This is a genomic window from Streptomyces sp. IMTB 2501 (genome assembly GCF_001953885.1).
Classification (GTDB): Bacteria; Actinomycetota; Actinomycetes; order Streptomycetales; family Streptomycetaceae; genus Streptomyces.
On record NZ_MQUS01000001.1, the window covers coordinates 654633 to 679362 of the forward strand.

The 24730-nt window shown below is 71.8% G+C and carries 19 protein-coding genes and 9 pseudogenes; 15 read left to right on the forward strand and 13 right to left on the reverse strand.

Annotation, left to right across the window (positions count from 1 at the left end):
* Positions 1 to 11: 11 nt before the first annotated feature.
* The 4 genes and pseudogenes from AV521_RS03090 to AV521_RS03105 form a co-directional block, all read right to left on the reverse strand.
* A complete protein-coding gene (locus AV521_RS03090) occupies positions 12 to 1193 on the reverse strand; it encodes an acyltransferase (RefSeq protein WP_076082880.1) in 1182 nt (393 codons plus the stop codon).
* A 206-nt stretch (positions 1194 to 1399) separates the two neighbouring features.
* Positions 1400 to 2262, reverse strand: a pseudogene (locus AV521_RS03095) (sugar phosphate isomerase/epimerase family protein).
* A pseudogene (locus AV521_RS03100) lies at positions 2259 to 3208 on the reverse strand (Gfo/Idh/MocA family oxidoreductase). Before AV521_RS03100 ends, AV521_RS03095 begins: the two co-directional pseudogenes overlap by 4 nt.
* Positions 3209 to 3228: 20 nt before the next feature.
* Positions 3229 to 3691, reverse strand: a pseudogene (locus tag AV521_RS03105) (MFS transporter); the annotation flags it as partial.
* 2 nt (positions 3692 to 3693) lie between these two features.
* Between AV521_RS03105 and AV521_RS03110 the strand changes: the two are divergent.
* Positions 3694 to 4221: pseudogene (locus AV521_RS03110) on the forward strand (LacI family DNA-binding transcriptional regulator); the annotation flags it as partial.
* 69 nt (positions 4222 to 4290) lie between these two features.
* Here the strand turns inward: AV521_RS03110 and AV521_RS03115 are convergent.
* Positions 4291 to 5244, reverse strand: a complete 954-nt coding sequence (locus AV521_RS03115; protein WP_076082883.1) for an NAD-dependent epimerase/dehydratase family protein — start codon at positions 5242 to 5244, stop codon at positions 4291 to 4293.
* 211 nt (positions 5245 to 5455) lie between these two features.
* Between AV521_RS03115 and AV521_RS03120 the strand changes: the two genes are divergently transcribed.
* From AV521_RS03120 to AV521_RS03150, 6 genes are all read left to right on the forward strand, one after another.
* Positions 5456 to 6163, forward strand: coding sequence for a TetR/AcrR family transcriptional regulator (locus AV521_RS03120; RefSeq protein ID WP_076082885.1), 708 nt, complete (start codon positions 5456 to 5458; stop codon positions 6161 to 6163).
* Between the two features lie 115 nt (positions 6164 to 6278).
* Positions 6279 to 7133: a helix-turn-helix transcriptional regulator gene (locus tag AV521_RS03125; protein WP_076082888.1), complete on the forward strand. Its 855-nt coding sequence runs from the start codon at positions 6279 to 6281 to the stop codon at positions 7131 to 7133.
* A gap of 293 nt (positions 7134 to 7426) precedes the next feature.
* On the forward strand, positions 7427 to 8557 hold the full coding sequence (locus AV521_RS03130; protein WP_076082890.1) for an abortive phage infection protein: 1131 nt from the start codon (positions 7427 to 7429) through the stop codon (positions 8555 to 8557).
* 489 nt (positions 8558 to 9046) lie between these two features.
* On the forward strand, positions 9047 to 9484 hold the full coding sequence (locus AV521_RS03140) for a Fur family transcriptional regulator (protein ID WP_076082895.1): 438 nt from the start codon (positions 9047 to 9049) through the stop codon (positions 9482 to 9484).
* Positions 9485 to 9517: 33 nt separating this feature from the next.
* On the forward strand, positions 9518 to 11728 hold the full coding sequence (gene katG, locus AV521_RS03145; RefSeq protein ID WP_076082898.1) for a catalase/peroxidase HPI: 2211 nt from the start codon (positions 9518 to 9520) through the stop codon (positions 11726 to 11728).
* A 230-nt stretch (positions 11729 to 11958) separates the two neighbouring features.
* Positions 11959 to 12663: a DUF4232 domain-containing protein gene (locus AV521_RS03150; RefSeq protein ID WP_076082900.1), complete on the forward strand. Its 705-nt coding sequence runs from the start codon at positions 11959 to 11961 to the stop codon at positions 12661 to 12663.
* A 160-nt stretch (positions 12664 to 12823) separates the two neighbouring features.
* On the opposite strand, the gene AV521_RS50400 is transcribed toward AV521_RS03150, so the two are convergent.
* The gene (locus AV521_RS50400) at positions 12824 to 12958 is read right to left on the reverse strand and encodes a hypothetical protein (RefSeq protein WP_256725401.1); all 135 of its coding nucleotides are present in this window, start codon (positions 12956 to 12958) and stop codon (positions 12824 to 12826) included.
* Between AV521_RS50400 and AV521_RS03155 the strand changes: the two are divergent.
* A pseudogene (locus AV521_RS03155) lies at positions 12921 to 13501 on the forward strand (sensor histidine kinase); the annotation flags it as partial. The gene AV521_RS50400 and the pseudogene AV521_RS03155 overlap by 38 nt on opposite strands.
* A 40-nt stretch (positions 13502 to 13541) precedes the next feature.
* Positions 13542 to 13625 carry a hypothetical protein gene (locus AV521_RS47460; protein WP_305965141.1) on the forward strand — a complete coding sequence of 28 codons (84 nt, stop codon included), beginning with the start codon at positions 13542 to 13544 and terminating at the stop codon, positions 13623 to 13625.
* Positions 13626 to 13749: 124 nt separating this feature from the next.
* On the opposite strand, the gene AV521_RS03160 is transcribed toward AV521_RS47460, so the two are convergent.
* A complete protein-coding gene (locus AV521_RS03160; RefSeq protein WP_076082903.1) occupies positions 13750 to 14685 on the reverse strand; it encodes a serine hydrolase in 936 nt (311 codons plus the stop codon).
* Positions 14682 to 15677 carry a LysR family transcriptional regulator gene (locus AV521_RS03165; RefSeq protein ID WP_076082905.1) on the reverse strand — a complete coding sequence of 332 codons (996 nt, stop codon included), beginning with the start codon at positions 15675 to 15677 and terminating at the stop codon, positions 14682 to 14684. Before AV521_RS03165 ends, AV521_RS03160 begins: the two co-directional genes overlap by 4 nt.
* Before the next feature lie 160 nt (positions 15678 to 15837).
* On the opposite strand from AV521_RS03165, the gene bla reads away from it, so the two are divergent.
* Positions 15838 to 16740 carry a class A beta-lactamase gene (gene bla, locus AV521_RS03170; RefSeq protein WP_371916996.1) on the forward strand — a complete coding sequence of 301 codons (903 nt, stop codon included), beginning with the start codon at positions 15838 to 15840 and terminating at the stop codon, positions 16738 to 16740.
* Between the two features lie 80 nt (positions 16741 to 16820).
* Positions 16821 to 17837, forward strand: a pseudogene (locus AV521_RS03175) (right-handed parallel beta-helix repeat-containing protein); the annotation flags it as partial.
* A gap of 43 nt (positions 17838 to 17880) precedes the next feature.
* On the opposite strand, the gene sigJ reads toward AV521_RS03175, so the two are convergent.
* Complete coding sequence (gene sigJ, locus AV521_RS03180; protein WP_076082911.1) at positions 17881 to 18840, reverse strand: RNA polymerase sigma factor SigJ; 960 nt, start codon at positions 18838 to 18840, stop codon at positions 17881 to 17883.
* A gap of 168 nt (positions 18841 to 19008) precedes the next feature.
* Here sigJ and AV521_RS03185 point away from each other — a divergent pair, with 168 nt between their 5' ends.
* Positions 19009 to 19701, forward strand: a complete 693-nt coding sequence (locus tag AV521_RS03185; protein ID WP_076082914.1) for an NAD(P)-dependent oxidoreductase — start codon at positions 19009 to 19011, stop codon at positions 19699 to 19701.
* A 12-nt stretch (positions 19702 to 19713) separates the two neighbouring features.
* On the opposite strand, the gene AV521_RS03190 is transcribed toward AV521_RS03185, so the two are convergent.
* The 3 genes and pseudogenes from AV521_RS03190 to AV521_RS52535 all read right to left on the reverse strand — a co-directional run.
* Positions 19714 to 20103, reverse strand: a complete 390-nt coding sequence (locus AV521_RS03190; RefSeq protein WP_076082917.1) for a VOC family protein — start codon at positions 20101 to 20103, stop codon at positions 19714 to 19716.
* Positions 20104 to 20380: 277 nt separating this feature from the next.
* Positions 20381 to 20476: pseudogene (locus tag AV521_RS49045) on the reverse strand.
* 79 nt (positions 20477 to 20555) lie between these two features.
* Positions 20556 to 21696, reverse strand: a pseudogene (locus AV521_RS52535) (amidohydrolase family protein); the annotation flags it as partial.
* A 19-nt stretch (positions 21697 to 21715) separates the two neighbouring features.
* Between AV521_RS52535 and AV521_RS46360 the strand changes: the two are divergent.
* From AV521_RS46360 to AV521_RS03210, 3 genes and pseudogenes are all read left to right on the forward strand, one after another.
* A pseudogene (locus AV521_RS46360) lies at positions 21716 to 22097 on the forward strand (TetR/AcrR family transcriptional regulator); the annotation flags it as partial.
* A 75-nt stretch (positions 22098 to 22172) separates the two neighbouring features.
* Positions 22173 to 22700: a DinB family protein gene (locus tag AV521_RS03205; RefSeq protein ID WP_076082923.1), complete on the forward strand. Its 528-nt coding sequence runs from the start codon at positions 22173 to 22175 to the stop codon at positions 22698 to 22700.
* Between the two features lie 113 nt (positions 22701 to 22813).
* Positions 22814 to 23011 carry a hypothetical protein gene (locus tag AV521_RS03210; RefSeq protein WP_305965136.1) on the forward strand — a complete coding sequence of 66 codons (198 nt, stop codon included), beginning with the start codon at positions 22814 to 22816 and terminating at the stop codon, positions 23009 to 23011.
* 7 nt (positions 23012 to 23018) lie between these two features.
* On the opposite strand, the gene AV521_RS03215 is transcribed toward AV521_RS03210, so the two are convergent.
* Entirely contained in the window at positions 23019 to 24572 is a 1554-nt protein-coding gene (locus tag AV521_RS03215) for a N,N-dimethylformamidase beta subunit family domain-containing protein (protein ID WP_371916991.1), read from the reverse strand.
* Between the last annotated feature and the right edge of the window lie 158 nt (positions 24573 to 24730).

Sequence of the window (24730 nt, forward strand, 5' to 3'; positions counted from 1 at the left end):
CGGGAACCGGCTCAGTCCTGTGCCGAGGCCGGTGCCTCGTGAGAGGCCCGGTCCGGATCCTGCCGGGGAGCCGGGCGGCGCAGCGGGCGCAGCAGCAGCCGTCTCGCCGGGCGCTCCACCGCCTCGTACAGGAGCCAGGACAGCCCGAGCGACACGGTGAACGCGGTCGTGGTGATGGCCAGCCCCGCCAGCAGCCCGAAGTGCGGCTTCGTCCCGAGCAGCTCGGTGCCGGCGCGCAGCACCAGCAGATGGATCATGTAGAACGCGAACGACAGTTCACCGAGCCGCACCAGCCGCCGGCGCCGCCACAGCGACGGCAGCCCCTTCACGTCCGCGACCGCCGCGGCCGGGATCAGCAGCCCGAACCCGGCAATGGTGCACACCGTGGCGGAGTAGCCGGGGGTGACCTGCGGGACGAGGAAGTAGCCGATGACGGCCAGGGCCAGCGACGCCTCCAGGCCGGGCCCCCGCCACCGGCCGAGCAGCACCAGCCGCGCGGTGGCCGCGCCGAGGACGAACTCGGGGAGCCGGGCGACGGGCAACGCGTACAGCGTGTAGGTCCACCAGTGGTGGGCGTCCGTCCAGGCCAGCACCAGTACAGCCGCCACCGACAGACCGGCCAGCACGGCCGAACCGCGCACCCCGAGCCGGCGCAGCAGCAGGATCAGCAGCGGGAAGGAGGCATAGAAGAACGCCTCGCAGGCAAGGGACCAGCTCACCGGGTTCAGCGTCTGCCACCAGGGGTGCCACCAGGAATGCAGCAGCAGCACGTTGGAAAGGGCCTGCCGGTGCGACGGCACCGGCTGGTGCGCCAGCGTGTACGCCATGACCAGGGCCACGGCCAGGGTGACCAGATGTACCGGGTAGATCCGTGCGATGCGGCGTCTCCAGAAGGCGAGCGCGCGGTCGCGAGGTCGAGCCGACCAGGTCAGGACGAAGCCGGACAACACGAAGAAGAACGACACTCCGGTGGCACCGGCATTGAAGCCCCAGTAGACGAGGCGGCCACCGGTCCCTCCGAAGTAGCCGAAATTGTTCACATGCAGTCCGAACACCAGCAGCGCCGCCATCCATCGCAACCCCGTCAAAGAGGGCAGCGAGGGCATGACAGCGGCTGGGGAATCCCGAGCGGCCGTATCGCCGGTACGGGCGGGCGGCGTCGTCCGGAGCGTCCGGGTCGTCGCCGTGGTCATCGAATCACCTGCCGCAGAGGGTTGGCGTGGGGCCTAACGGGGAACTTTGCCCGTTTACCCCAGGCCCATCACAGTCACATGGCAAACATCACACTGCTGCCGAACGACAAACCCTGCCATATGCCACGGACGGTCGGGCCGGGTGCACCCGTACGAGTGACACTCCGCTCGCCGCCCTGAACAACCCGCCCCGGCCCGGGGACGGCCTAGGCGGCCAGTTCCTTCGTGATCCGCTCCAGCATGAACGCCGAGGACTCCCGGGCTCGCTCCTCCCAGGCGAACACACAGGCTGTGGCCACGCCGTCGAACTTCAGCTCCCGCAGACTATCGAAGAACGCCTTCCAGTCCACTTCTCCCTGCCCGATGTCCAGGTGCTGGTGGATACGTGCCGGGGTGCCGGGCGGGTTGAGGATGTATCGCAGCCCGGAAGAACCCTTGTGGTTGAACGTGTCCGCGATGTGCGCATGCTGCAGTTTGTCGCCCGCGTAACGCATCATCGCCACGATGTCCGCTCGGGTCCGCCCCGACAGATGGAAGGAGCGCGGGACGCAGTACAGGTAGTTCACCAGGGCTTGTTGATGGCACGGACCAGGTCGACCGCCGGGGTGTTCTCCTCGCAGAAGTCGTCCGGGTGCGCCTCCAGGTTCAGCGCGATACCCTCCCGCTCGAACAGCGGCAGCAGTTCCTCCGGCGAGCGCCGGAACGCGGCCTCGCTCTGCGCCGCACACTCGGGCCGGCCGTTGAACTCCGAGTTCATCAGCGGGCATTCCAGATCGGATGTGATCTCGATCATCCGCTTCCAGTAGCGGACGGCCGCCTGCCGCTCGGCCTCGTCGGGCGAGGACCACTTGTAGAGTGGCAGCACGGAGGAGAGCTGGATCCCGTGGTCGCGCAGGGACTTCTTCAGCTCCTCGATCCGCTCGTCGTCGGCGCGCGGGTGCAGGAAGAACGGCATGAAGTCGTCGCGCGGGGACAACTCGATGTCTTCGTAGCCGAGTTCCGCCGCCGTTCGCACCATCGCGTCGATCGGCAGGGCGCGGAACATGTACGGGTCGAGGGCGATCTTCACGCGGCACCTCCGTGGAACGCGGGGCGGGTTCGAGGCCGGTGGCGACGACGCGGCCCGACTCCAGGGCCTCGACGGTGGCGGCGGTGATGACGGTGGCGGCGTAGCCGTCCCAGGCCGAGGGGCCGGTCGGCTCGTCGCCCGCCGCGAGGTTCGCGATCCGCTCACGGAACTCGGTGTCGAAGGCCTCCGCGAAGCGGCCCACCCAGTCCGTCAGCACCTCGGTGCTGTGCGCTCCGGCGGTGCGGACGCCGACCGCGGCCGGGTCGGGCAGCCGGACCAGCCCCTCCTCGCCGACCGCCTCGCACTGGATGTCGTAGCCGTACTGGCAGTTGACGAAGACCTCCAGGTCGATGCGGACGCCCTTGGCGGTCTCGAAGAGCATGATCTGCGGGTCCTTCAGATGCGGGAAGCGCTTGCTGGTGGCGCGCGGGGTGACCACCTGGGTGGAGACGATCTCGTCGTCCACCAGCCGGCGCAGCACGTCCACCTCGTGCACCGCCGTGTCCAGGGCGGCCATGCCGGAGGTGTACGACTCCGGTACGGCCGGGTTGCGATGGGCGCAGTGCACGATCAGCGGCTCGCCGATCCGGCCGGAGTCGATGACCTGCTTCAGCTGCCGGTAGCCGGCGTCGTAGCGGCGCATGAAGCCGACCTGGACCAGGCGGCGGCCGTGCGCCTGCTCCGCCTCGACGATGTTCAGACAGTCCTCGGCGGTGGTGGCGAGGGGCTTCTCGCAGAACACCGGCATCCCGGCGGCTATCGCGGTCAGCACGTGCTCGGCGTGGGTCGGGGCCCAGGACGTCACGAGGACGGCGTCCACGTCGTCCGTCGCGACCACGGCGGCGCCGTCGGGCAGCACCCGTGCGCCGGTGACGGTGTGGGTGAGGCGCCGGATGTGCTCCTTGCCGATCCAGCCGGCGCCGATGACTCCTGCACGTACGGTCATGGTCAGTCCTTACAAGGGGTTCAGGAGAAGCGCGCCCGGAGTTCGGCTTCCAGGGTTTCGAGGGTGCGGCCCTTGGCCTCGGGGACGTGGAGCTTGACGAAGGCGAGCGAGAACAGTTTCGCCACGACGAAGAGGAAGAAGGTGTTGGAGACCCCGATCCCGGACACCAGGGACGGGAAGACCAGCCCGGTCACGAAGTTGGTCAGCCACAGCACCACCGCCGTGACGCCCATTCCGAAGCCGCGCATCCGCATCGGGAAGATCTCCGACAGCATCAGCCAGGTCACCGGCGAGATCGCGCCCTGCTGGAAGGCGAGGAGTGGTGCCGACCTGACCGGACATCAGCATCGGGCGGCGGTTCACGCGGCCCAGCAGCCAGATGCCGACGAAGGTCGCCAGTACCGAGATGACACCGTTGGCGGTGTTCGCGGTCAGCGCGCTGTCGGCGGCGAAACCGGCGTCGGTGAGGCTCTGGGTGCCGTAGCAAGGGTGTGCGGCAGGCGATGGAGCACCTCGTGGCACTCGGCCACCGCCGGATCGTGCACATCGACGGCGGACGCGGGCCCGGTTCCGCCGAGCGCCGCCGCGCCTACCGTGCCGCCATGCGCCGGCACGGACTACAGGCCGAGCAGCGCGTCATCCCCGGCGACCACACCGAGCGGGGCGGTATCGAGGCGGGCCGCCTCCTGCTCGCCGAGCGGGACGCAGGTGCGCCCCTGCCGACGGCTGTCCTCGCGGGCAACGACCGCAGTGCCATGGGCCTCTTGATGGCGCTGACCCGGGCCGGCGTGGAGGTGCCCCGCGACCTCTCCGTCGTCGGTTACGCCGACAGTCATGTCTCCCATCTGATGCCGATCGGCCTGACGACCGTACGTCAGGATGCCCGGCTGATAGCCGAACACGCCGTCCGCTTCGCCGTGCAGCACCTGGAGAATCCCGAACTGGAGCCCAGGGAGACCGAGTTGGACCCGAAGCCGGTCGTGCGGGGCACGACCGGTCCGCCGCCGGTCTGAGGTTCTCGGGGTTCCGGGACTCGCCGTCCGGTGCCGCGGCCCGGCGGTGGTCGGTGTGGTGGGTCGCGGTCAGTGCCGGTCGGCCAGGAATCCGCGGTACCAGGCGATCGTGTCGTCCAGGGTGGTGTCCAGGGGGACGGGCTTGATGCCGAAGGCGTCCTGGATCGCGGTGGAGTCCATCACCTGCGGTTCGCGGTGCTGGTAGAAGAGCTCGGCGTAGGAGTTCATGAACACCTCGCCGAAGGGGCCGAACGGGCGCGGCTCCGACTTGACGGTGAGGTTCAGCGGCCGACCCGCCTTCTCCTCGATCATCCGGAAGACCTCCCGGGTGGTGCGGGCCGGCGCAGTGGGCAGATGCCATACGCGGCCGTCGCCGTCCGGGTTCTCGCCGAGCGTGGCCAGCCCGGCGGCCACGTTGCGGATGTCGGTGTAGCTGTGCGGCAGGTCGATGTCGCCCAGGCCGAACACCTCGCCGCCGGTCAGCGCACCGGGGAAGACGGCGCCACCGAGGGTGGAGTTGAGCACGCCGGGACCGACGAAGTCGGCCGAGCGGCCCAGCACGACACGGGCCCGGCCGGTGCGGTGCGCGGCCAGGTACTTCTCGTCGAGGGCGGCCCGCATCCTCCCCTTGGCGCTGGTCGCGTTCCACGGGGTGTCCTCGGTCATGACCCGGCCGTGGGTCTCGCCGTAGGGGTACAGGGTGTCGAGGACGACAAGGCGGGCACCCTCGGCCTCGACGGCGCCGAGCACGGCGTCCTGGATGCCGGGCATCACGTCGACCTGCAGGTGATAGGCGACGTTCACACAGTGGTGGACCACGGCCGCGCCCCTGATCGCGGCGCGCGCGCCCTCGACGGTGCTGACGTCGCCCTTGAGGCGGGACACGCCGTCGGGCGTGGTGCCGGTCCCGGAGCGGTCGACCAGACGGACTTCGTGGCCGCGACGGGCCAGCTCTCCGGCCAGGGTCGAGCCGGCCGGGCCGGCGCCGAGGACGACGTGCAGATCGCGTGTGGTGGTGGTCATGTCGGGCTCCGCTTCCGTGTGCGCTGTTTCCGGACCACGCCTCGGCCGCCCGGAACGCGGTGCGCGGCCGAGCGGCAGGCAGTTATAGACTCTAACTCTCGCGATATGTACTCGCAATAGTGGGCATGACTCCCCTTCCGGACGCGGTGCTCATACCGTCGGGCCGCATCGCGCCACACTGAACGCACCGAACCGACCCCAGAGGTGAGAGATGGCAGCCACGCCGGCCGGGCCGCGCGCCCGCTACCGCGCACAGGTCCGCGAGGAGATCAAGTCCGTCGCCCTGCGGCAGCTGGCCGACAGCGGCGTCCAGGGCGTCGCCCTCAACGCCATCGCCCGCGAGATGGGGATGTCCGGTCCGGCCCTGTACCGCTACTTCGCCAGCCGCGACGAACTGCTCCACGAACTGGTCCGCTCCGCGTACGACGACGCCGGGCAGGCGATCAACGCGGTGACCCCGAGTCCCGAACCGCGCACCACCCTGCACGCCCTCGGCCGCGCCTACCACGCCTGGGCGCGCTCCCAGCAGCACCGCTACCTGCTGATCCAGGGCCCGCCGGCCCCCGGCTACACACCCCCGGCCGACATCGTCGCGCGCTCGCGGTACGCGATGGGGCCGTTCGTCGCCGTCTTCGCCCAGGGCGAGGCCACCGAGCCCGTCCAGCCGGTCGTCGACGAGATGGCGGCCTGGCTGCGCACCGATGCCGGCGCCGTCGACTGGCTCCGTGCCCGGACCGACCTGGACCCCGCGGACCCACGCGCACACTGCGCCCTGGGCGGCACCATCCTCGCCTGGTCCCACCTCCACGGCACCGTCAGCCTCGAAGTCACCGGCCAGTACACGGGCATGGGCCACCGGACCACCACGCTCCTCACCACCCAACTCGCCCTGCTCGCCGACGCGTTCCGGCTCCCGTGACTGCCCTGCGGCCCCCTCGGCGAGACGACTTGACCGGGTGCTGGAGATGTGTCCTGCCCAGCCTGGGAGTGGTGGGACCAGGCACCGCGATCCGCGGGCTCTTAGGATCGGGAACATGAGCAGGCCGAACGCGCTCGGGGAGTACCTTCGGGCCCGCCGTGAGCTGACCGACCCGGCGGACGCGGGGCTGCCGGTCGTGGGCGTGCGCCGCACACCCGGGCTGCGCCGTGAGGAGGTCGCCACCCTGGCCGGGATCAGCGCCGACTACTACCTCCGCCTGGAGCAGGGCCGCGACCGTAACCCGTCCCCGCAGGTGCTGGAGGCCCTGGCCCGGGTGTTCCGGCTGGACGCCGCCGCCACGCAGCACTTGCTGAGCCTGTCCACCGCCCGCCCGGCCGCGGCCCGGCGGCCGCGCCCCGAGGTGGTGCCGAGCGGGATCCGGCAACTGCTCGACGTGATCAACCTGCCGGCGTTCGTGGAGAGCCGTATGTTCGACGTGCTCGCCGCGAACCGGCTGGCCACCGCCGTGTCACCCAACATCCGGCCAGGGGTGAACCGGCTGCGTGCGATCTTCCTGGACGCCGCCGAGCAGGACCTCTACCCGGACTGGGAACAGGTGGCAGGCGGCCTGGTCGCCGGGTTCCGCGCATCCGTGGGCGGCGACGTCGACGACCCACGGATCGTCCAGCTGGTCGGCGAACTGTCGCTGGCCAGCGAACCGTTCCGGCGGCTGTGGGCCCGGCACGACGTCTCCGCGCTGGCCGGAGGCCGGATGCGGCTGCGCCACCCACGGGCCGGCATGCTGGAGCTGCGCCGCGAGAAGCTGCCGCTCAGCGATTCCGGCGGCCAGATCCTGGCGATCTATCACGCCGAGCCGGGCTCCGAGACGGCCCGCGCTCTAGAGTCACTCGGTTCACCGGAGGCCACCGAGGTACGCCGTACCTCCGCGCCGACACCGGGAACTGCGTGAGCCCGACGGGGAGATGCCCGCTGCCCGCGTTCGGACGGGGTCCGGTGGCCGGCCCGCCACGGGACGAGCCCAGGCCTCCGCGCGGCCTCCGCCGCTGACACCCGCCACCGAGCCGGCGGACAGTCCCGTTGATCAGCGGCCGGCGCCGGGCGGGGTGCCGTGGGATGAGGGCGGCGCCCGCGACTTTCGGCGCTGGATCCCTGCCTTTCGGCATGGGAATCCCGCCTTTCGGCCCCGCGCTCTGGACCGTCGGTGTACGGCGCCCGTGCGGTCGGGCCCGGCAGGGTGATCGTATGCAGAGGACCAAGGGGATCAAGCGTGCGCAGTTCCTGGCCGGTATGGCGTCTGCGGGGGTGGCCGCCGCGGTGTTGCCGGCGGCTCAGGCCCGTGCCGCGCGGGGCGGTCCGCGCCGGCACGGGGTCGTGTACACCGTGGGTGCGGGGGAGACGCCGGGTACGGCCTTCAGCGCGGCCCGGATGCGCAAGGACATCCGGGCCATCCGTGACGAGCTGTGCGCCGACACCGTCGATGTGACGGGTGACGGCGTGGAACGGCTCACGGCCACCGCCGCCGAAGTGGCCGAACAGGGGCTGCGGGTCTGGCTGCAGCCGACGCTCGGTGACGCGTCCGAACGGGGCATCCTGGAACACCTCGCCGAGACCGGCCGGTTCGCGGAGCGGCTGCGCGTCCACGGCGCTGCTGTGGACCTCAGCGTGGGCTGTGAGTTCTGGCTGTTCGTGCCCGGCATCGTCCCGGGCGCCGACGTCTTCGAACGCATCCGGAACCTGCTCGACGGCAAGGTCGACCCCGTCGCGATGCAGCGCCGCCTGGACCGCTTCACGGCGAAGGCGGCGGCGGTCGGCCGGTCCGTCTTCCACGGCCGGCTGAGCTACGCCGCCGCGCAGGACGACAAGGTCGACTGGCGCCGCTTCGACATCGTGGGCATCGACTACTACTCGTACTTCCCCCACAAGGCCGACCACGTAAGGGAGTTGAGCCGCCATCTGCGGTGGGGCAAGCCGCTGGCCATCACCGAGTTCGGCACCTGCGCGTACGTCGGAGCGCCCCAGACCGCCGGGATGGGCTGGGACATCGTCGACCACGACAGGACGCCCCCGGAGATCAAGGGCCATCCGGTGCGCAGCGAGCGCACCCAGGCGACGTATCTCATGCAACTCCTCGACGCCTTCTCCTCGATGGACCTGTACGCGGCGATGGCCTTCGAGTTCGTGACCCCCGACGCCCCGCACCGCCCGGGCGACCCGCGCCACGACCTCGACCTGGCGAGCTACGCCCTCACCAGGACCATCAAGGACCGCCCGGACGACCCCGCCTCCGGCTGGCACTGGGAACCGAAGGAGGCCTTCCACGCCCTGGCCCACCGCTACCGCTCCGCCCGAACCGGCCATCGCCACGCCCACTGACCCGGCGACGGCCTTCCCTGCCACGGACCGCCGGGCCACGGTGCCCCCGGCTCACCCCTTCGGAGGACCGTTCGGCTTGCCGCGCCGCCGGCGCCGGTCCGGCGCCGGATGATGCGGGCATGTCCCCGACCCACCCTCCGACCCGCCTCCTGGCCCGTCCCTTGCTCCGCCCGCCGACCGACGAGCCGCCCCGACCCGCGACCGCCGCCGGGACCGACCGCCGTACCGCCGGCGCGGCCGACCGCCGTACCGCCGGCGCGGCCGACCGCCGTACCGCCTGTTCCTGCGCCCGTGGTCGCCACGCCCGGCGCGGCCGTCCGAAAGCGGACCTGTACACCCGACGGAGCCATGCGAAGGCAAAGGTGAACGCAAACCCCGGGGCGGACAGGGCGGCGTACGCCGAGGTGGACGGCGGGTGACGGGGCGCGGCCAAAATTGCATCCCTAGTTTTCTTGAATCCCTCGTGTTTATGAGGGTAGGTTCGGCCTCATGACCGCCTCCCCGACCCCGACCACCGCGGAGGAGCTTCGCGGTGCCGGCCTGCGTGTGACGGCGGCCCGCGTCGCGCTGCTGGAGACCGTCCGGGACGGCGACCACCTCGGCGTCGAGGCGATCGCCTCCGGGGTCCGTGCCCGTGTGGGCCACATCTCCCTGCAAGCCGTCTACGAGGCCCTTCACGCCCTCACCGCGGCGGGTCTGGTCCGCCGTATCGAGCCGGCCGGACACCCGGCCCGGTTCGAGGGGCGTGTGGGCGACAACCACCATCACATCGTGTGCCGGTCGTGCGGTGCCGTCGTCGACGTCGACTGCGCCGTCGGCGACGCACCCTGTCTGACCGCCTCCGACGACCGCGGCTTCGCCATCGAGGAAGCCGAGGTCGTCTACTGGGGCACGTGCCCCGACTGTTCCACCGGCCGCAGTTCCTGAGCACCGAGTTCCGCACAGTTCGGAAGGAATGCCATGACTGAGAACAACGACGCGAACGTCGCAGACGCGAAGGCGGAGGGGGGCTGCCCCGTCGCCCATGGCCGCGCCGCGCACCCGACCCAGGGCGGTGGCAACCGCCAGTGGTGGCCGGAGCGGCTCAACCTGAAGATCCTTGCCAAGAACCCGGCCGTGGCCAATCCGCTCGGCGAGGACTTCGACTACCGCGAGGCCTTCAACGCCCTGGACCTCGCCGCGGTGAAGCGTGACATCGCCGAGGTGCTCACCACCACGCAGGACTGGTGGCCCGCCGACTTCGGCAACTACGGCCCGCTCATGATCCGTATGGCCTGGCACAGCGCCGGTACGTACCGCATCAGCGACGGCCGTGGCGGTGCCGGCGGTGGCCAGCAGCGCTTCGCACCGATCAACAGCTGGCCGGACAACGCGAGCCTGGACAAGGCCCGCCGTCTGCTGTGGCCGGTGAAGAAAAAGTACGGCAAGTCCATTTCCTGGGCCGACCTGATGGTCCTCACGGGCAACGTGGCGCTGGAGACGATGGGCTTCAAGACCTTCGGCTTCGCAGGCGGCCGCGTCGACGAGTGGGAGCCCGACGAGGACGTCTACTGGGGTCCCGAGACCGTCTGGCTGGACGACCAGCGCTACACCGGTGACCGTGAGCTGGAGAACCCGCTCGCCGCGGTCCAGATGGGTCTGATCTACGTCAACCCCGAGGGCCCGAACGGCAACCCGGACCCGATCGCCGCCGCCCGCGACATCCGTGAGACCTTCCGCCGTATGGCGATGAACGACGAGGAGACCGTCGCCCTCATCGCCGGTGGCCACACCTTCGGCAAGACCCACGGCGCCGGCCCGGCGGACAACGTCGGCGCCGACCCCGAGGCCGCGCCGCTGGAGCAGATGGGCCTCGGCTGGAAGTCCAGCTACGGCACGGGTGTCGGCAAGGACGCCATCACCTCGGGCCTTGAGGTCATCTGGACCGAGACGCCGACGCGGTGGAGCAACAACTTCTTCAAGAACCTCTTCGAGTACGAGTACGAGCTGACCCAGAGCCCGGCCGGCGCGAACCAGTGGGTGGCCAAGGACGCCGAGGCGATCATCCCGGACGCGTTCGACTCGTCGAAGACACACCGCCCGACGATGCTCACCACCGACCTGTCGCTGCGCTTCGACCCGATCTACGAGCCGATCTCGCGCCGCTTCTACGAGAACCCCGAGGAGTTCGCGGACGCCTTCGCCCGCGCCTGGTACAAGCTGACGCACCGCGACATGGGCCCGGTCGTCCGCTACCTCGGCCCCGAGGTGCCCAGCGAGGAACTGCTGTGGCAGGACCCGCTGCCGCAGCGCACCGGTGAGCCGATCGACGCCGCGGACATCACCTCCCTCAAGGAGGAGATCCTCGGCTCGGGCCTCACCGTCCCGCAGCTGGTCTCCGCCGCGTGGGCGGCTGCCTCCTCCTTCCGCGGCAGCGACAAGCGCGGCGGCGCCAACGGCGGCCGTATCCGTCTGGAGCCGCAGCGCAACTGGGAGGTCAACAACCCGGACGAGCTGGCCCAGGTACTGCGTGCCCTGGAGGGCATCCAGGAGTCCTTCAACGCCAAGGGCGGCAAGCAGGTCTCGCTGGCCGACCTCGTGGTGCTCGCGGGATCCGCGGCCGTCGAGAAGGCGGCCAAGGACGGCGGTGCCGAGATCGAGGTGCCGTTCACGGCGGGCCGTGTCGACGCCTCGCAGGAGCAGACTGACGTCGAGTCGTTCGCCGCGCTGGAGCCGGCCGCCGACGGCTTCCGGAACTACATCGGCAAGGGCAACCGCCTGCCGGCCGAGTTCCTGCTGGTGGACAAGGCGAACCTGCTCCGGCTGAGCGCGCCCGAGATGACCGTCCTCGTCGGTGGTCTGCGTGTCCTCGGCGCCAACCACAACGGCTCCAAGCACGGTGTCCTCACCGACCGGCCGGGCACGCTGACGAACGACTTCTTCGTCAACCTGCTCGACCTGGACACCGAGTGGAAGCCGACCTCCTCCGCGCAGGACGGGTTCGAGGGCCGTGACGCCTCCGGTGCGGTCAAGTGGACCGGCACCCGGGCCGACCTGGTCTTCGGCTCGAACTCCGAGCTGCGGGCCGTCGCCGAGGTGTACGCCAGCGACGACGCGAAGGAGAAGTTCGTGACGGACTTCGTCGCCGCGTGGGTCAAGGTCATGAACGCGGACCGGTACGACCTCGTCTGATCACCGCTTCGAGGGCGTCCGGGCCGACCCGCACAGGTCGGCCCGGACGCCCTTGTCGTTCTCGCTGCTGCGGGCGGACACAGGGTCTCTCCCCCACGGAACCGTCACAGGTGATCCACAACCGTCACAGACGGGCCACAGGGGAAACCCCGGGTCTCCCGGCGCTGTCTCCGTCCGTGAGCACCGGCACGGAGCCGGTCGAACCACGCACACCGGAATCGGGGGACCCCATGCAGCACCGCAACACCATCCGCCTCGCCGCGTCCGCGACCGCAGTGATCGCCGCCGCACTGTCGCTGACGGCGTGCAATCCGGGCGATGACGCCGGGGCGGCCAAGACGTCCTCCCCGGCCTCCACCACCCCCACCCACGCCGCCCCCGGCACCGCGAGCCGCACTCCCACTGCCCCGTCGGCCTCAAGAGCCTCCGGCGGCACGTCGACCACTCCGGGCGCCCCCGCCTCTCCCATATCCGGCACCGCGGCCGGTACGAAGCCGACGTGCCCGGTGTCGGCCGTGAACGCGACGGCCTACCGGGCGGCGAACCGTCCCGACGGCACCGGCACGGGCGCGGCGATCGTCGAGTTCACCAACGTCTCCGGACACGCGTGCGTCCTGCGGGGCCACCCGTCGGTGGCCGGAGCGGGCAACGGTTCCCCCGCACACAACAGCCCGCTGAAGGTGACCCCCACGGGCACCGCGAAGGCCGTGCCACTCGCGCCGGGCGGCAAGGCATGGGTGAAGCTGACCTTCCACCAGGTCCAGGGCGAGGCTGACGGATACTGCGTGTCCGGTGCGAAGCCCGTCGTCTACCCGACGCTCGTGATCGGACTGCCCGGCTCGGGGCAACACCAAGTAGCGCTCTCGGACGGGGAGTTCGCCGAGTGCGACAACATCGTCACCGCGACCGCGGTCTCGGCGGCGAAGCCTTCCTGACCGGCACTCGACCAGCGGGCGGCCCCGGCGAAGACGGCGGCCGGGGCCGCCCGCTCCACCCGTACGATCCAGTCGGGTATCGACATATCGATGGGTCGCCGTCCGAGCGGCCCGCGCCCAGACACCGCAGGGCAGGCGGCACGGTGGGGTCCCGGGCAGGTCAGCGGCCGACTACCGCCGCGCCCGCCTGCGCGTAGCGCTCGTCCAGGTCGCCGGACGGAGCACCCGCCGCCGCGAAGGACGGCCGGCAGGTCTCCGTGGCCGTCGTCGACCGGGGCGGAAATACCCTGGTCACCCTGCGCGGGGAACGGCTCGCCCGTGAGATCCACGACACCCTCGCCCAGGGCCTGTCCAGCCAGCGGATGCTGCTCCAGGCGGCGGACCGGCTGTGGGACACCGCTCCCGGCACCGCCCGGGACCACGTCCGTACGGCGGCCGGGAGCGCCGAGCGCAGCCTGGCCGAGGCCCGCCGCTTCGTGCACGACCTGACCCCGGCCGACCTGGCCGCGGGCGGTGGCCTGCTCCAGGCGCTGCGCGCCGCCGCCGAGCGCGAGACCACACCCACGCTCACGGTCCGCGTCCACGCCGAGGGCACCCCGCCCGACCCGCTGCCCGCGCTGGTCGAGTCGGCCCTGCTCGCATCGCCCAGGGCGCCCTCGCCAACGTCCGCGAGCACGCGGCTGCCACGACCGCGACCCTCAGCCTGACCTGCCTGGACGACCAGATCGTGCTGGACGTCACGGACGACGGCCAGGGCTTCGACCCCCACGCTCTCACCCCACGCCAACGCGACATCCTCGCGCACCTCGCCCAGGGCCTTCCCCCACCACGCCATCGCCCGAGCCCTCTGCATCAGCGAGGCCACCGTCAAGACCCACCTGTGCCGCATCTACGACAAAGCGGGCGTGGACACCCGAGGGGGCGCGGTGGCGGTGGCGAAGGAACAACGCCCGCTGCCCTGACGGGACTTTCGAACCCCGAAGGGGTCAGCACCCTCAAGGGGCGCGCGGAAGCGTGCGAGCGACCACTGCGCACCCCCAGCCACCCGGCGACCCGCACCCCAACGCCGCAGACGCGAACGCCCCTTCACCGACGCAGCACCTCGAACGCCTCCCGCCCCGCCGCCCCGATCGCGAGGTCCACATCCGGCGCGAGCCCCGCGCAGCGGTCCGCGCGGGTCAGCGCGGCGACGGCCACCCGATCCCCGGACTCCGTCTCGACCACGCCGATCTCATGCCGCAGATGCAGGAACGTGCCCGTCTTGCCGCTCCACCGCAGCGTGTCCGCCCGCAGCTCACTCGCCAGCCGCTGCGTGAAGACCTGCAGCCCCATCAGCCGCCGCAGCTCCGCCGTGGCCGACGGGACGGACACCTCGTCGCACCACACCCGCCGCAGCAGTTCGACGAGTGACGCAGCCGAGCCGACGTTGGCGTACGCCGGATCCAGGGTCTCGATGGTGTGCCGGCCCGCCCGCTCGTCCCGCAGAGCCAGTTCCAGCGCGAGCGAGAAGTCGTTGCCGGCGGCACCGGAGGCGCACTCGAACATGTGGTTCATCCGGTGCCGCATCCGGATCCCTCCGCACCCCCAGGCGCGCAACCGCTCGTCCACGTCCGTCACCGGCACCAGATCGAGCAGGGTGTCCGCCGCGGCGTTGTCGCTCACCGACAGCATCATCAGAAGCAGATCGCCGACGGCCACGGTGGCCGGATGGCGGAACGCCGCGAGCCCGGTGGGACCGACGCTGCTGCTCGCCGGGTCGACCGCCACCGGGGTCGCCGGGTCGAGGTCCCCGGCCGCGATCCGGTCCAGTACGACGAGGGCGAGCGGCACCTTCACCACCGACGCAAGCGGCATCAACACCCCGACGTCGAAGCCGAGTTGCTCGCCCGTGTCGAGGTTCCGGGCGAGGAACGAGCCGCGCACGCCGAGGGCCGCCCAGTCCGCTGCGATCGCCTCGGCGACGTCCCGGAGGGCGCCGTCGTCCCCGACGTACACCGGATGGTGCACAGGTGTCGCGCTCATCCGCGTGCCGCCAGCCGCGCCGGTACGTCCTCGGCGCCGGTCCAGGTGCCCGGTGGCGCGGCCGGCTCGCGGGCGGCTCCCACGGCCGACGCCAGCAGCGGCACCAGCCAGTCCGGCACCTCCGCCGCACCGGCCCACTCCGGGGCGGCGTCCACGTCGTACCCGCGGTGAAGTGACCGGTCGCCGAGCGGCGCCCACCGTGCCCCGTGCTGCCGCGCGAACGGCTCGGCGCACAGCAGCAGGGCGCGCCCTGCCAACGTCTCGGCGAGCGCGGTGGCCGCGGGACCGGCCGGCCGGAACCGGCCCGGGGGCAGCCCGGCCCGGGCCGCGGCACGCTCCAGCCGGTCCTCGTGCGCGGGCACATGATCCTCCGGCAGAGTCAACACCGGCAGCGGCGCGGTGGTTTCGGCTCTGCGGCCACGGCGGGGCCGGAGGTCCTCCAGCTGGACCGCACGCCGCGCGCCGCCGAAGGCCGGGACCCGTTCGCCGTCCGCCGACTCCGGCTCGGGCGCGGACGCCAGACCCAGCGGTACCCGGTAGGCGCCCCGCTCCGGCGGAACCCGCACCAGAGCGTAGGCGAGCGAGCCGTCGGCCAGCCCGGAGGCCCTGTCCCGGGGCGGCAGTTCACACATGCCGAGGGTGATCCCGCGCTCGGTGCCGGCGCGGATCGCGCGCGCCAGCGCCACCGGGGCGCAGTGCGCGGGCACCCCGACGGCCCGCAGCCGCGCCAGCCCGGCCGCACCGGCGACCTGCCGCAGCCGCTGCGTCCGGTCCAGCACGTCCCGCGCGTACGGCAGCAGCAGCACCCCCAGCTCCGTGGTCGTGATCTGCCGCCGCGAACGGTCGAACAACGGGCCGCCGAAGTGCTCCTCCAGCGTCTTGATACGACGGCTGAGCAGTGGCTGCGCGATGCCGAGCCGGTCGGCCGCCCGGGAGAAGCTCACTTCGTCGGCCGTCGCGACGTACGCCTCTAGGTGCGCGAGGAGATCCATCCAGCACTCATATCAATAAGGCATGACATGTTCAAACTTCACTCTTGGACATGAGTGGACAGGCGGTGTTTCGCTGTCCGCGTCGAAGATCCAGGAAGCCGCCCGACGGCGGACGACCGGAAGGACTGTGCCCATGACCAGCCCCCACCACCCCACCCCCATGGCCCGGCGCCGCCTGCTCGGGGCGGGCCTCGCCGTCACCACCGCGGCCGTCGCCGCAGGTGCGGTCGCCGCGCCCGCCGCATCGGCGGCTCCGGGCACCGAACGGCTCGGTGCCGAGGCCGAGTTGGCCGATCTGGAGCGGCGGCACGGCGCCCGGCTCGGCGTGTACGGGCGCAATGTCCGCACCGGGCGGACCGTGTCCCACCGGGCGGGGGAGCGGTTCGCGATGTGTTCGACGTTCAAGGCGTTCGCCGCGGCGGCGGTGCTGCGCGATCACGGTGACCGCGCGCCGCTGGACGCGGTGATCCACTACCCGCCGCACGACATCCTGCCCCACTCGCCGCGCACCGAGGAGCACGTGGACACCGGTATGACGGTGGCCGACCTGTGCGCGGCGGCGATCCAGTACAGCGACAACGCGGCGGGCAATCTGCTGCTGCGTCAGATCGGCGGACCCGCCGGACTCACCCGCTTCTTCCGCTCGCTCGGCGACGGAACGAGCCGGCTCGACCGGTGGGAGCCGGAGCTGAACACGGCGCTCCCCGGCGACCGGCGCGACACCACGACTCCCGAGGCCCTCGGCCGCAGCTTCGAGCGGCTGACCCTGGGCCGGGCGCTCGCCCGCGCCGACCGGGCACAGCTCGTCACCTGGCTGAAGGGCAACACCACCAGCGCCGCGCGGTTCGGCGCCGGACTGCCGCGCGACTGGGTGCTGGCGGACAAGACCGGCACCGGCGACTACGGGACCACCAACGACATCGGCGTGGCCTGGACGACCCGGGGGACACCGGTCCTGCTGACCGTGCTGTCGGCCAAGGTCGTCCAGAACGCGGCGGCGGACGACGGGCTCGTGGCGGAGGCGGCCCGGATCGTGGCCCGCGTCCTCGCACCGGGGGAGTGAACACCTCTAATGGTCATTCATCAGAACAGGAATCATGTACGCGCCCATTGACGCGCGCATGCACCACGGCACAGGCCGCGGCGGCCAGCGTGCTGTACGTGTCACCGAGCGGCAGCGACAGCGCGGCCGGGAACACAGTCGGCGCCGACCACGCTCACCTCGGCCATCAGCCGTATCGCCCCGGGCGGGACGATCTACGTGCGCGGCGGGACGTACGCCTGCTCCTCCACGATCACCGTCCCGGCCGGCAGCAACGGCACGTCCGGCGCCCGCACCACCCTCTCCGCCCACCCGGGCGAGAAGCCCGTCCTGAACTTCCCGGGCCAGAGCGAGAGTTCGTCCAACCGCGGGATCCAGCTCAACGCCGACTTCGGGCACCTGTACGGCCTCACCGTCGAACACGCCGGGGACAACGGCATCTACGTCGGCGGCAGCAACAACGTCATCGAGCGGGTGGTGACGGCCTACAACCGGGGCACCGGGCTGCGACTCGGCCGGATCTCCCCCAGCACGCCGAGCAGCCAGTGGCCGTCGAACAACCTCGTCGTCAGCTCGGAGTCGCACGACGACAAGGACTCCACCGGCGAGAACGCCGACGGTTTCGCCTCGAAGCTCACCACGGGCACCGGGAACGTCTTCCGCTGCGACGTCTCCCGCAACAACAGACCGACACGGGCGCCATCGGCCCGGTGACCATCGAGTACTCCCTGTCGTACGGCAACGGCACGCTCACCGACGGCACCACGAACGTCAACGGCGACCGCAACGGCTACAAGCTCGGCGGCGACGACCTCGCGGTCAACCACATCGTCCGGCACGACATCGCGTACAAGAACGGCCACCACGGGTTCACGTACAACAGCAACCCGGGCACGATGACCATCTCCAACAACGCGAGCATCGACAACACCGAGCGCAACTTCGCCTTCGACAAGGGCACTTCGGTGTTCCGCCGCAACACCTCGTGCCGTTTCGCCGCCAGCGGCTCGACCGACAAGACCGCCGGCGACGCCGACAGCTCCAGCCAGTTCTGGACCGGCACCAACGGCTCCCGCTGCTCGGCGTACTCCTTCGGCGGCACGGCCGTGACGCCATAGCTCCGCACGGCCCCGTCGTACGGCGTCCCGCCCGTGCGCGCCGCTAGCTCCTCGGGTGCGGTGCGCCCTGCTCCAGGGCCGAGAGCTTGTCGGGGTTGGTGACGAGATAGATCTCGTGGACCTGTTCGCCGTCCGGGGCGAGGTCCATGACCATCACCGAGTGCGGGGAGCCGTCCTCGAACACCAACACGGCCGCGTCGCCGTTGACGTGCCGGTGCCGGATCTCCAGCCCGGTCGCCGAGCGCGCGGCGAAGCCGGTCAGGGCCCGGGCCACCTTGTCCCGGCCGTGGATCGGCCGCTGTGCCGCCTGCGCCTTGCCGCCGCCGTCCGTCCAGAGCGTGGCCTCCGGCGCCAGGATCTCCAGCAGCGCCCCGAGGTCCCCGCCGAGGGCCGCGGCCACGAATCGTTCCGTCGCCTGTCGCCGGACCCGGGGATGCGCCTCGTAGCGGGGGCGCCGGGCACGCACATGGGCGCGGGCGCGGTGCGCGAGCTGCCGTACGGCCGCGGGACTGCGGCCGACGATGTCCGCGGTCTCGGTGTGCGCGTAGCCGAACACCTCGTGCAGGACGAACACCGCCCGCTCCAGCGGGGTCAGGGTCTCCAGGACGACCAGCAGGGCGAGGGACACGGAGTCGGAGCGCAGGGCGTGCGCGGAGGCGTCCTCGCCGGCCGCCGGGTCGGCGGGGCCGTCCGTGAGCAGCGGTTCGGGCAGCCACGGTCCGATGTATGTCTCGCGCCGCCGGGCGATCCGTGCCCGCCGCGCGAGTGCGTGCCGCACGGTGATCCGCACCAGATAGGCCCGCGGATGGTCGATCTCCGGCGCCTGCCCCGCGTCCCCCGCCCGCGTCCGGCCCGCCCAGGACAGCCAGGTCTCCTGCAGCACGTCCTCGGTGTCGGTGACGGTGCCCAGCATGTTGTACGCCACCGCGAACAGCAGCTCACGATGGTCGAGAAACGCCTGTGTGGCGCTGTCCGTGTCCATGGGCGTCCGGTTGTCGGCCATCGCGTCTCCTCACGACGTCTCGCCACCCAGAGGGGCCGGAGCCCCCGAGTGTGACATCGGGGGCGGCTGTGTGCCGTAGATCTCATCCTGCGCCGACGCTGTCACAACCGCGGCCGTCCGCACCCTCTGGGTCCACGGCAGCAGCACCACGCAGCGAAGGAGAAGCCCATGCGACTCGTCGTCTTCGGAGCGAACGGCCCGACCGGACGGCAGGTCACCGAGCAGGCGACCGCCGCCGGTCACACCGTCACGGCCGTGACCCGCCACCCCGACGCCTTCCCGCTCGGCGGGCCCGGGCTGCGGATCGAGGCGGCCGACGTCCTTGACGCGACGGCGGTGGAACGCGTCGTCGCCGGTCACGACGCCGTGATTTCCGTGCTGGGCGTCCCGTACGGCCGGGCCCCGGTGACGGTGTACTCGACGGGCGTCACCCATGTCACCCGGGCCATGACCCGGCACGGTGTGCGACGCCTGGTGTGTGTGACCTCCACCGTGCTGTTCGACGTGCCGGCACCCGGTGAGGGAGTCCTCTTCCGCAAGGCGGTCGAGCCCTTCTTCACGCATGTCGTCGGGCGCACGGTCTACGAGGACATGCGCCGCATGGAGGAGATCGTCCGCGTGAGCGGCCTCGACTGGACGGTGCTCCGGCCCGCCGGCCTGTTCGACACGAGCGAGGTGAGCGACTACCGGCTGGCCCCGCACCGGCTGCCCGGACGGTTCACCGCACGGGCCGACCTCGCGCACGCGCTCGTGCGCGAGGCCGGAAGCGTGGAGCATGTGCGCACCTGTCTCGACGTACGCACCGCCGAGGGCACCCCGCGCCTCCTCGGTGTGATCAGAAAGGAGGCGTTCGGCAGGTGAGGAGTGGGCCGGTCACGACGGCCAGCCGCCGTAGGGGACCGTGAGCAACTCCATGGCGTGGCCCGCCGGGTCCAGGAAGTACACGCCGCGGCCGCCGTCGTTGTGGTTGATCGTGCCGGGCTGCTTCTGGTACGGGTCCGCCCAGTGCTCCATGCCACGTTCGACGATCCGCTTGTACGCGGCGTCGAACTCTTCCTCGGAGACCAGGAACGCGTAGTGCTGTGGTGTGATCCGGTCCTCGGGGGCGGTGGCGTAGTCGAGCGTGACCCCGTTGCTGAGGGTGACCGCGACGAACGGGCCCCACTCCCTGGCGGTCTCGAGACCGAGCAGTTCGGTGAAGAAGTCGGCGGACTCCCGGTTGTTCAGGGCGTGGACGATGGTGTGGTTCAACTCGACTGACAAGGAATCCTCCCAGTCATGTCCTGGCACCTCCATGCCTCACCCGGCCGGTGACCGACACGCGATGCCATCTTCGATCTTAGCCCGGGGTACCCCGGACAGCTCAGCCGACCGTGGCATCTTCGGCCACGCGGAGAGCCACCAGCTCCGCAGCCGCGCGCAGCTCGGCGATCAGCTCCGCGGACCCTCCCGCATACGTGCTGGTCAGATCGCTGCCACCGCCCAGGCGCCAGGCAGTGTGCCCGGCCGCGCGGGCCGGGCCCGGTCCACAGTCGTAGAGCGGAGAGGGCAGGATTCGAACCTGCGTGGGCCCCGTTGGGGCCCGACCGTGAGCCGAGCTCGCTGGTCCCCGATCAACCACTCCGGGCACCTCTCCCTGTGACCGGTCCGGTGTTCCCTGCCGGTCACAGGAAGAACAGTGGCAGAAGCCGCTGACCCGCCGCTGACGCGGGCCGTCAGCCACCCCGGTGCACCACGTGCCCGCCGGTCACCGTCAACGCCACCGGCGACTCGGCGAGTTCGTCGACGGGTGCGTGCACGGGGTCCACGGCCGGCGCCGTGAGGTCGGCCCGGCAGCCCGGTGCGACCCGGCCGGCGATGCCGGACTCACCTGGGGCGGCAGCCGCGTGGCTGGTGCAGCCCTCCAGCGCCCGCAACGGCGTCAGGCCCGGCCGGTGGGCCGTGGCGCCCTTCGGCCGGCGGGCCGTCGCCAGTACGGCCCGGACGTCGTAGTGCGCGATGGGCCATTCCGAGCCGAGGACGAGCGCGGCGCCCGCCTCCCGCAGATCGCGCATCCGCCAGGCGCCGGCGGCCCGGTCGCCGCCCAGTCGGCGGGACCACTCGTCGGTCCGTCGTCGCGGGTGTACCCGGTGTGCGGTGGCTGCGCCGAGGCCGCGACCTCCAACTCCGCGAACCGCGGCAGGAGTTCGTCCGGGGCGGTCTCGATGCGCTCGATCCGGTGGGCGCCGTGCCCGTTCGGCCCGAGCGAGGTGACGGTGTCCAGGACGTGCCGTACGGCCGCGTCCCCGATGGCATGCGTGGCGGTGCGGACGCCGGCCGCGTGCAGGGCACGGACGGCCTTGGCGTAGGCGTGCGGGTCCGGCCGGAACGCGGTGGTGCCCTGACCGTGGCAGTCGGGGTGATCCAGCCAGGCCGTACCGCCCTCGACGGTGCCGTCCATGAAGAACCTGACCCCGCCGACCTTCCGGTGCCGCCTGCCCCTGCCCTGCAGCCGCACCAGCTCCCGCAGCGCCTCCTGGTCGGCGCCCGGCATGCGCCAGGGCTCGAACCGCAGCCGTACCGGCGGCACCGTCTCCTGCGCCACCGCCGCCACCAGATCGAGGTCGCCGCCGTCCATCACATGGGCCCCGGTGAGGCCCGTCGTGGCCATGGCGGACAGCAACTCCGCCAGCCGGTCGCGCCGTCGGGCGTACGACGGCCGGGGTACGACGCCCGCCAGCAGGTTCATCGCGCGTGCTCGACCGGATGACCGGTGGGCCGCTCTGAGGCGTCGCACACCGCCTCCGCGTGCTGGGCGAAGGCGCGCGGCCCGGTCACCCCGGCCGCCGCCAGCGCGGCGGAGCCGGCCAGGGCACCGCTCCTCGACCGCGAGCGCATCACCACGACCGTGCTCCATCTGGTCGACGAGACCGGCGACTTCAGCGTCCCGCGGATCGCCCGGCGGCTCGGTGTGCAGACCGTTCCGTGTACCACCATGTGGACGCCCGCGACGGCATGGTGGAACAGCTGTGCGAGCGTGTCGCCGCGGCGATCGACCCGGGCACTCTCGAACTGGCCCGTGGGGCACGGCCCTTGAGGCCTGGGCCCGCTACTGTCGCGGCGCCGCGTTCGCCGCGCACCCCCGGACGATCCCGCTGCTCATGACCTCGCCGGTCCGCGCACCCCGGGTCCTGGAACAGTACGAAGGCGCCCTCGACCTGGCCGCACCCGAGAGGATGTGGGAGCTGACGGACCGCACGGCCACCCCGCGCCTCGCGCCTTCATGAACCACGCTCGGGCGCTTCTCGGTTAAGCGGACACTTTCTGACCTACATCGAATCTACGGTGGAGCCATGGTCACTTCACCGGAGAATCACGCGTCCCTGCCGTCCGGCGAGTCCGCCGAGCTGCTCCAAGCCCTCGCCGAACAGCGGGAGTTGCTGCTCATCACCGTGCGCGGCCTGACCGACGCCGAGGCCGCCCGCCGGACCACGGTGAGCGAGCTGACGCTGGGCGGGATCGTCAAACACCTGGGGCGCGGCGAGCGGGTGTGGGCGCAGATCATGGCGAAGGGCGACGGCGAGGTGCCGGAGGGCATGCTCGACCTCGGCCAGTACCGCATGGCGGACGGCGACACGCTCGCCGGGCTGCTGGAGGAGTACGCGGCGGGGACCCGCGCGATCGAGGCGGCCGTCGCGGCCGCGCCCGGCCTGGACCGGACCGTACCGCTGCCGAGGACCCCCTGGTCCCCGCCCGAGACCGTGTACTGGTCCGCCCGGCGCATCCTGCTGCATCTGATCCGCGAGACGGCCCAGCACGCCGGGCACGCGGACATCGTCCGGGAGGCGCTGGACGGGGCGAACACCACGGCGCAGCGGTGAGGGACGAAACGGGTTTCCCAGTACCGCCAGTAACATGATCACCTTGGCTCCGGGTGTACCAGTCAGTCAACTAGGCGCTGTCCCAGGACGCGCCCTGCCCGGAGATGTCTCAGATGTCCATGTATTCTCTCGGCGACGCGTTGGAAAACGCGCGCCTCACCTATGAGCAGCACGTCCGGACGTGCCGTCAGTGCCACGCCGACGGCGCGGCCTGCCCCGTGGCCAAGCATCTCCTGCGGATCTACAACAACGCACGCAGGGACCATATGCGCTCGGGAGGGCAGCACACCACGACGGACGGGCAGGGCTGACTTCGCGTCAAGTCCCATACACCGCAGTCACATTGGCGCGTGGCGACGGGGCGTGCCGGGCCGCGGGCCCCTTCGCGAACGTGCGCAGCAGGTTCTCGGTGGTGCGGGTGACGAAGGCGCGGGTGCGGGCGTCCATGCCGTGGTCGCGCCCCAGCGTGTCCGTCCCGGCCACCAGGCCCTCCACCCAGCGCATGGTGCCGGTCGCGAACACACCCGCGCCGCCGGAAGCCGTGTAGTACGCCGAGTCGCTGTGGCTCGGCCGGCCGCCGCAGACCAGCGGGGAGTGCGCGATGATCTCCAGCGGTCCCGGGGCGGGGGCGCCGGGGGTGATCCGGTCGTATTCGACGCCGACGAGATGGGCGAAGGCGTCGCCGGAGCGTGCGCCGGTGCCGTCGTACAGCCAGTGATCGGCGGCCCGGACGACATAGGGGGCATCGACCGGATAGCCCTCGTAGAGCACGCCGGTCAGCGATGATTCCGGATCCGGCGCGGGCGCCAGACGGTAATCGGTGGTGACCAGTGCGGGGTGGGAGTCGTAGCAGGGGTCGGCGCGGTAGGAGCTCTTGTAGCAGACCACCGTACGGTCGTCCGCGGCCTCTCCGGCTTCGAGCCGGACCCGGCGGAAGCACGTGTTCGCGCCGAGGAAGGCGATGTTCGCCCCGGCGTCCCGGGCGGCCGTCACATGGGCGCGCTGCTCCGGCGTCCAGTACTCGTCGTGGCCCAGACAGACGACGGCGTGCGCGTCGCGCAGCACCCCGGGATCGCGGTGGACGTCGACGCCGGTGGTGTAGGCGAGCGGTATGCCGAGGCGCTCGGCCAGCACCACCAGCGCCCGCTCGTACACCAGGAACTTCTCGGCGCCCGTGCCGTCGTAGGGGCGGTCGAAGCTGACCGCGAGGGAGCGGGTGGCGTAGGCGCCGGACGCGCCGTTGTAGAGGCTGCTGCCGCCCCAGCGGTTGTACGCCTGCCAGGTGGCCGGGGCGTGCAGCAGGACCGTACGGCCCGCGCCCGTCGTGGAGCGGACGATCAGCGGAACGTAGCGCTGGTGACCGCTGTCCGCCTCCAGCCGCAGCAGATAGGCGCCCTCGGGCCAGCCGGCGGTGTCCACCGGCAGTGTCACCGGCCAGTCGGCGCGCACGGTGCGGGTGGCGGGCAACAGCCGCGGAGCCGGCCGGGCGTGGCCGGGTATGCGGCCGGACGCCCAGATCCGGCGGGCCTGACGCCCGCCGTACCAGCCGATCCGGAACGCGGACACCCGGAACGCCGCTGCGGTGGTGGACACATGCAGCCCGAACTCCTCGCCCGGAGTCACGCTCACCCGGTCCGTGTAGCCGGCCACCGCGTCCGGCGAGCCGGTGGAGGCGAGACGCCAGTCCGCGGTGCCCGGCGCGTCCTGCTCCGCCTCGGGCCGCAGCCGCCCGTCACGGGCCGTGGTGGAGTGCGGATGCGGAGGTGCCGCCGTGCACGCGGCCGCCGTGCCGAGGCCGACGCCTGCGCACAGGGTGAGGAAGTGCCGGCGGCCGAGGCCGTCCGACGGCGTGGTGTCGTGTGCCGGAGCCACTTCACCTCCCGGGGTGTGTCGGCTCCAGCGTCACGACGCCCACGCGACAGGCGCAACCCGCGGAGCCGGGCGAAGGCCGGTGAGAGGGCGGCGTCGGCGCGCCTGACCGGGTCATCGGCGGTACGGCCGAACGGGTGACGTGGCCAGATGCTGTCGGA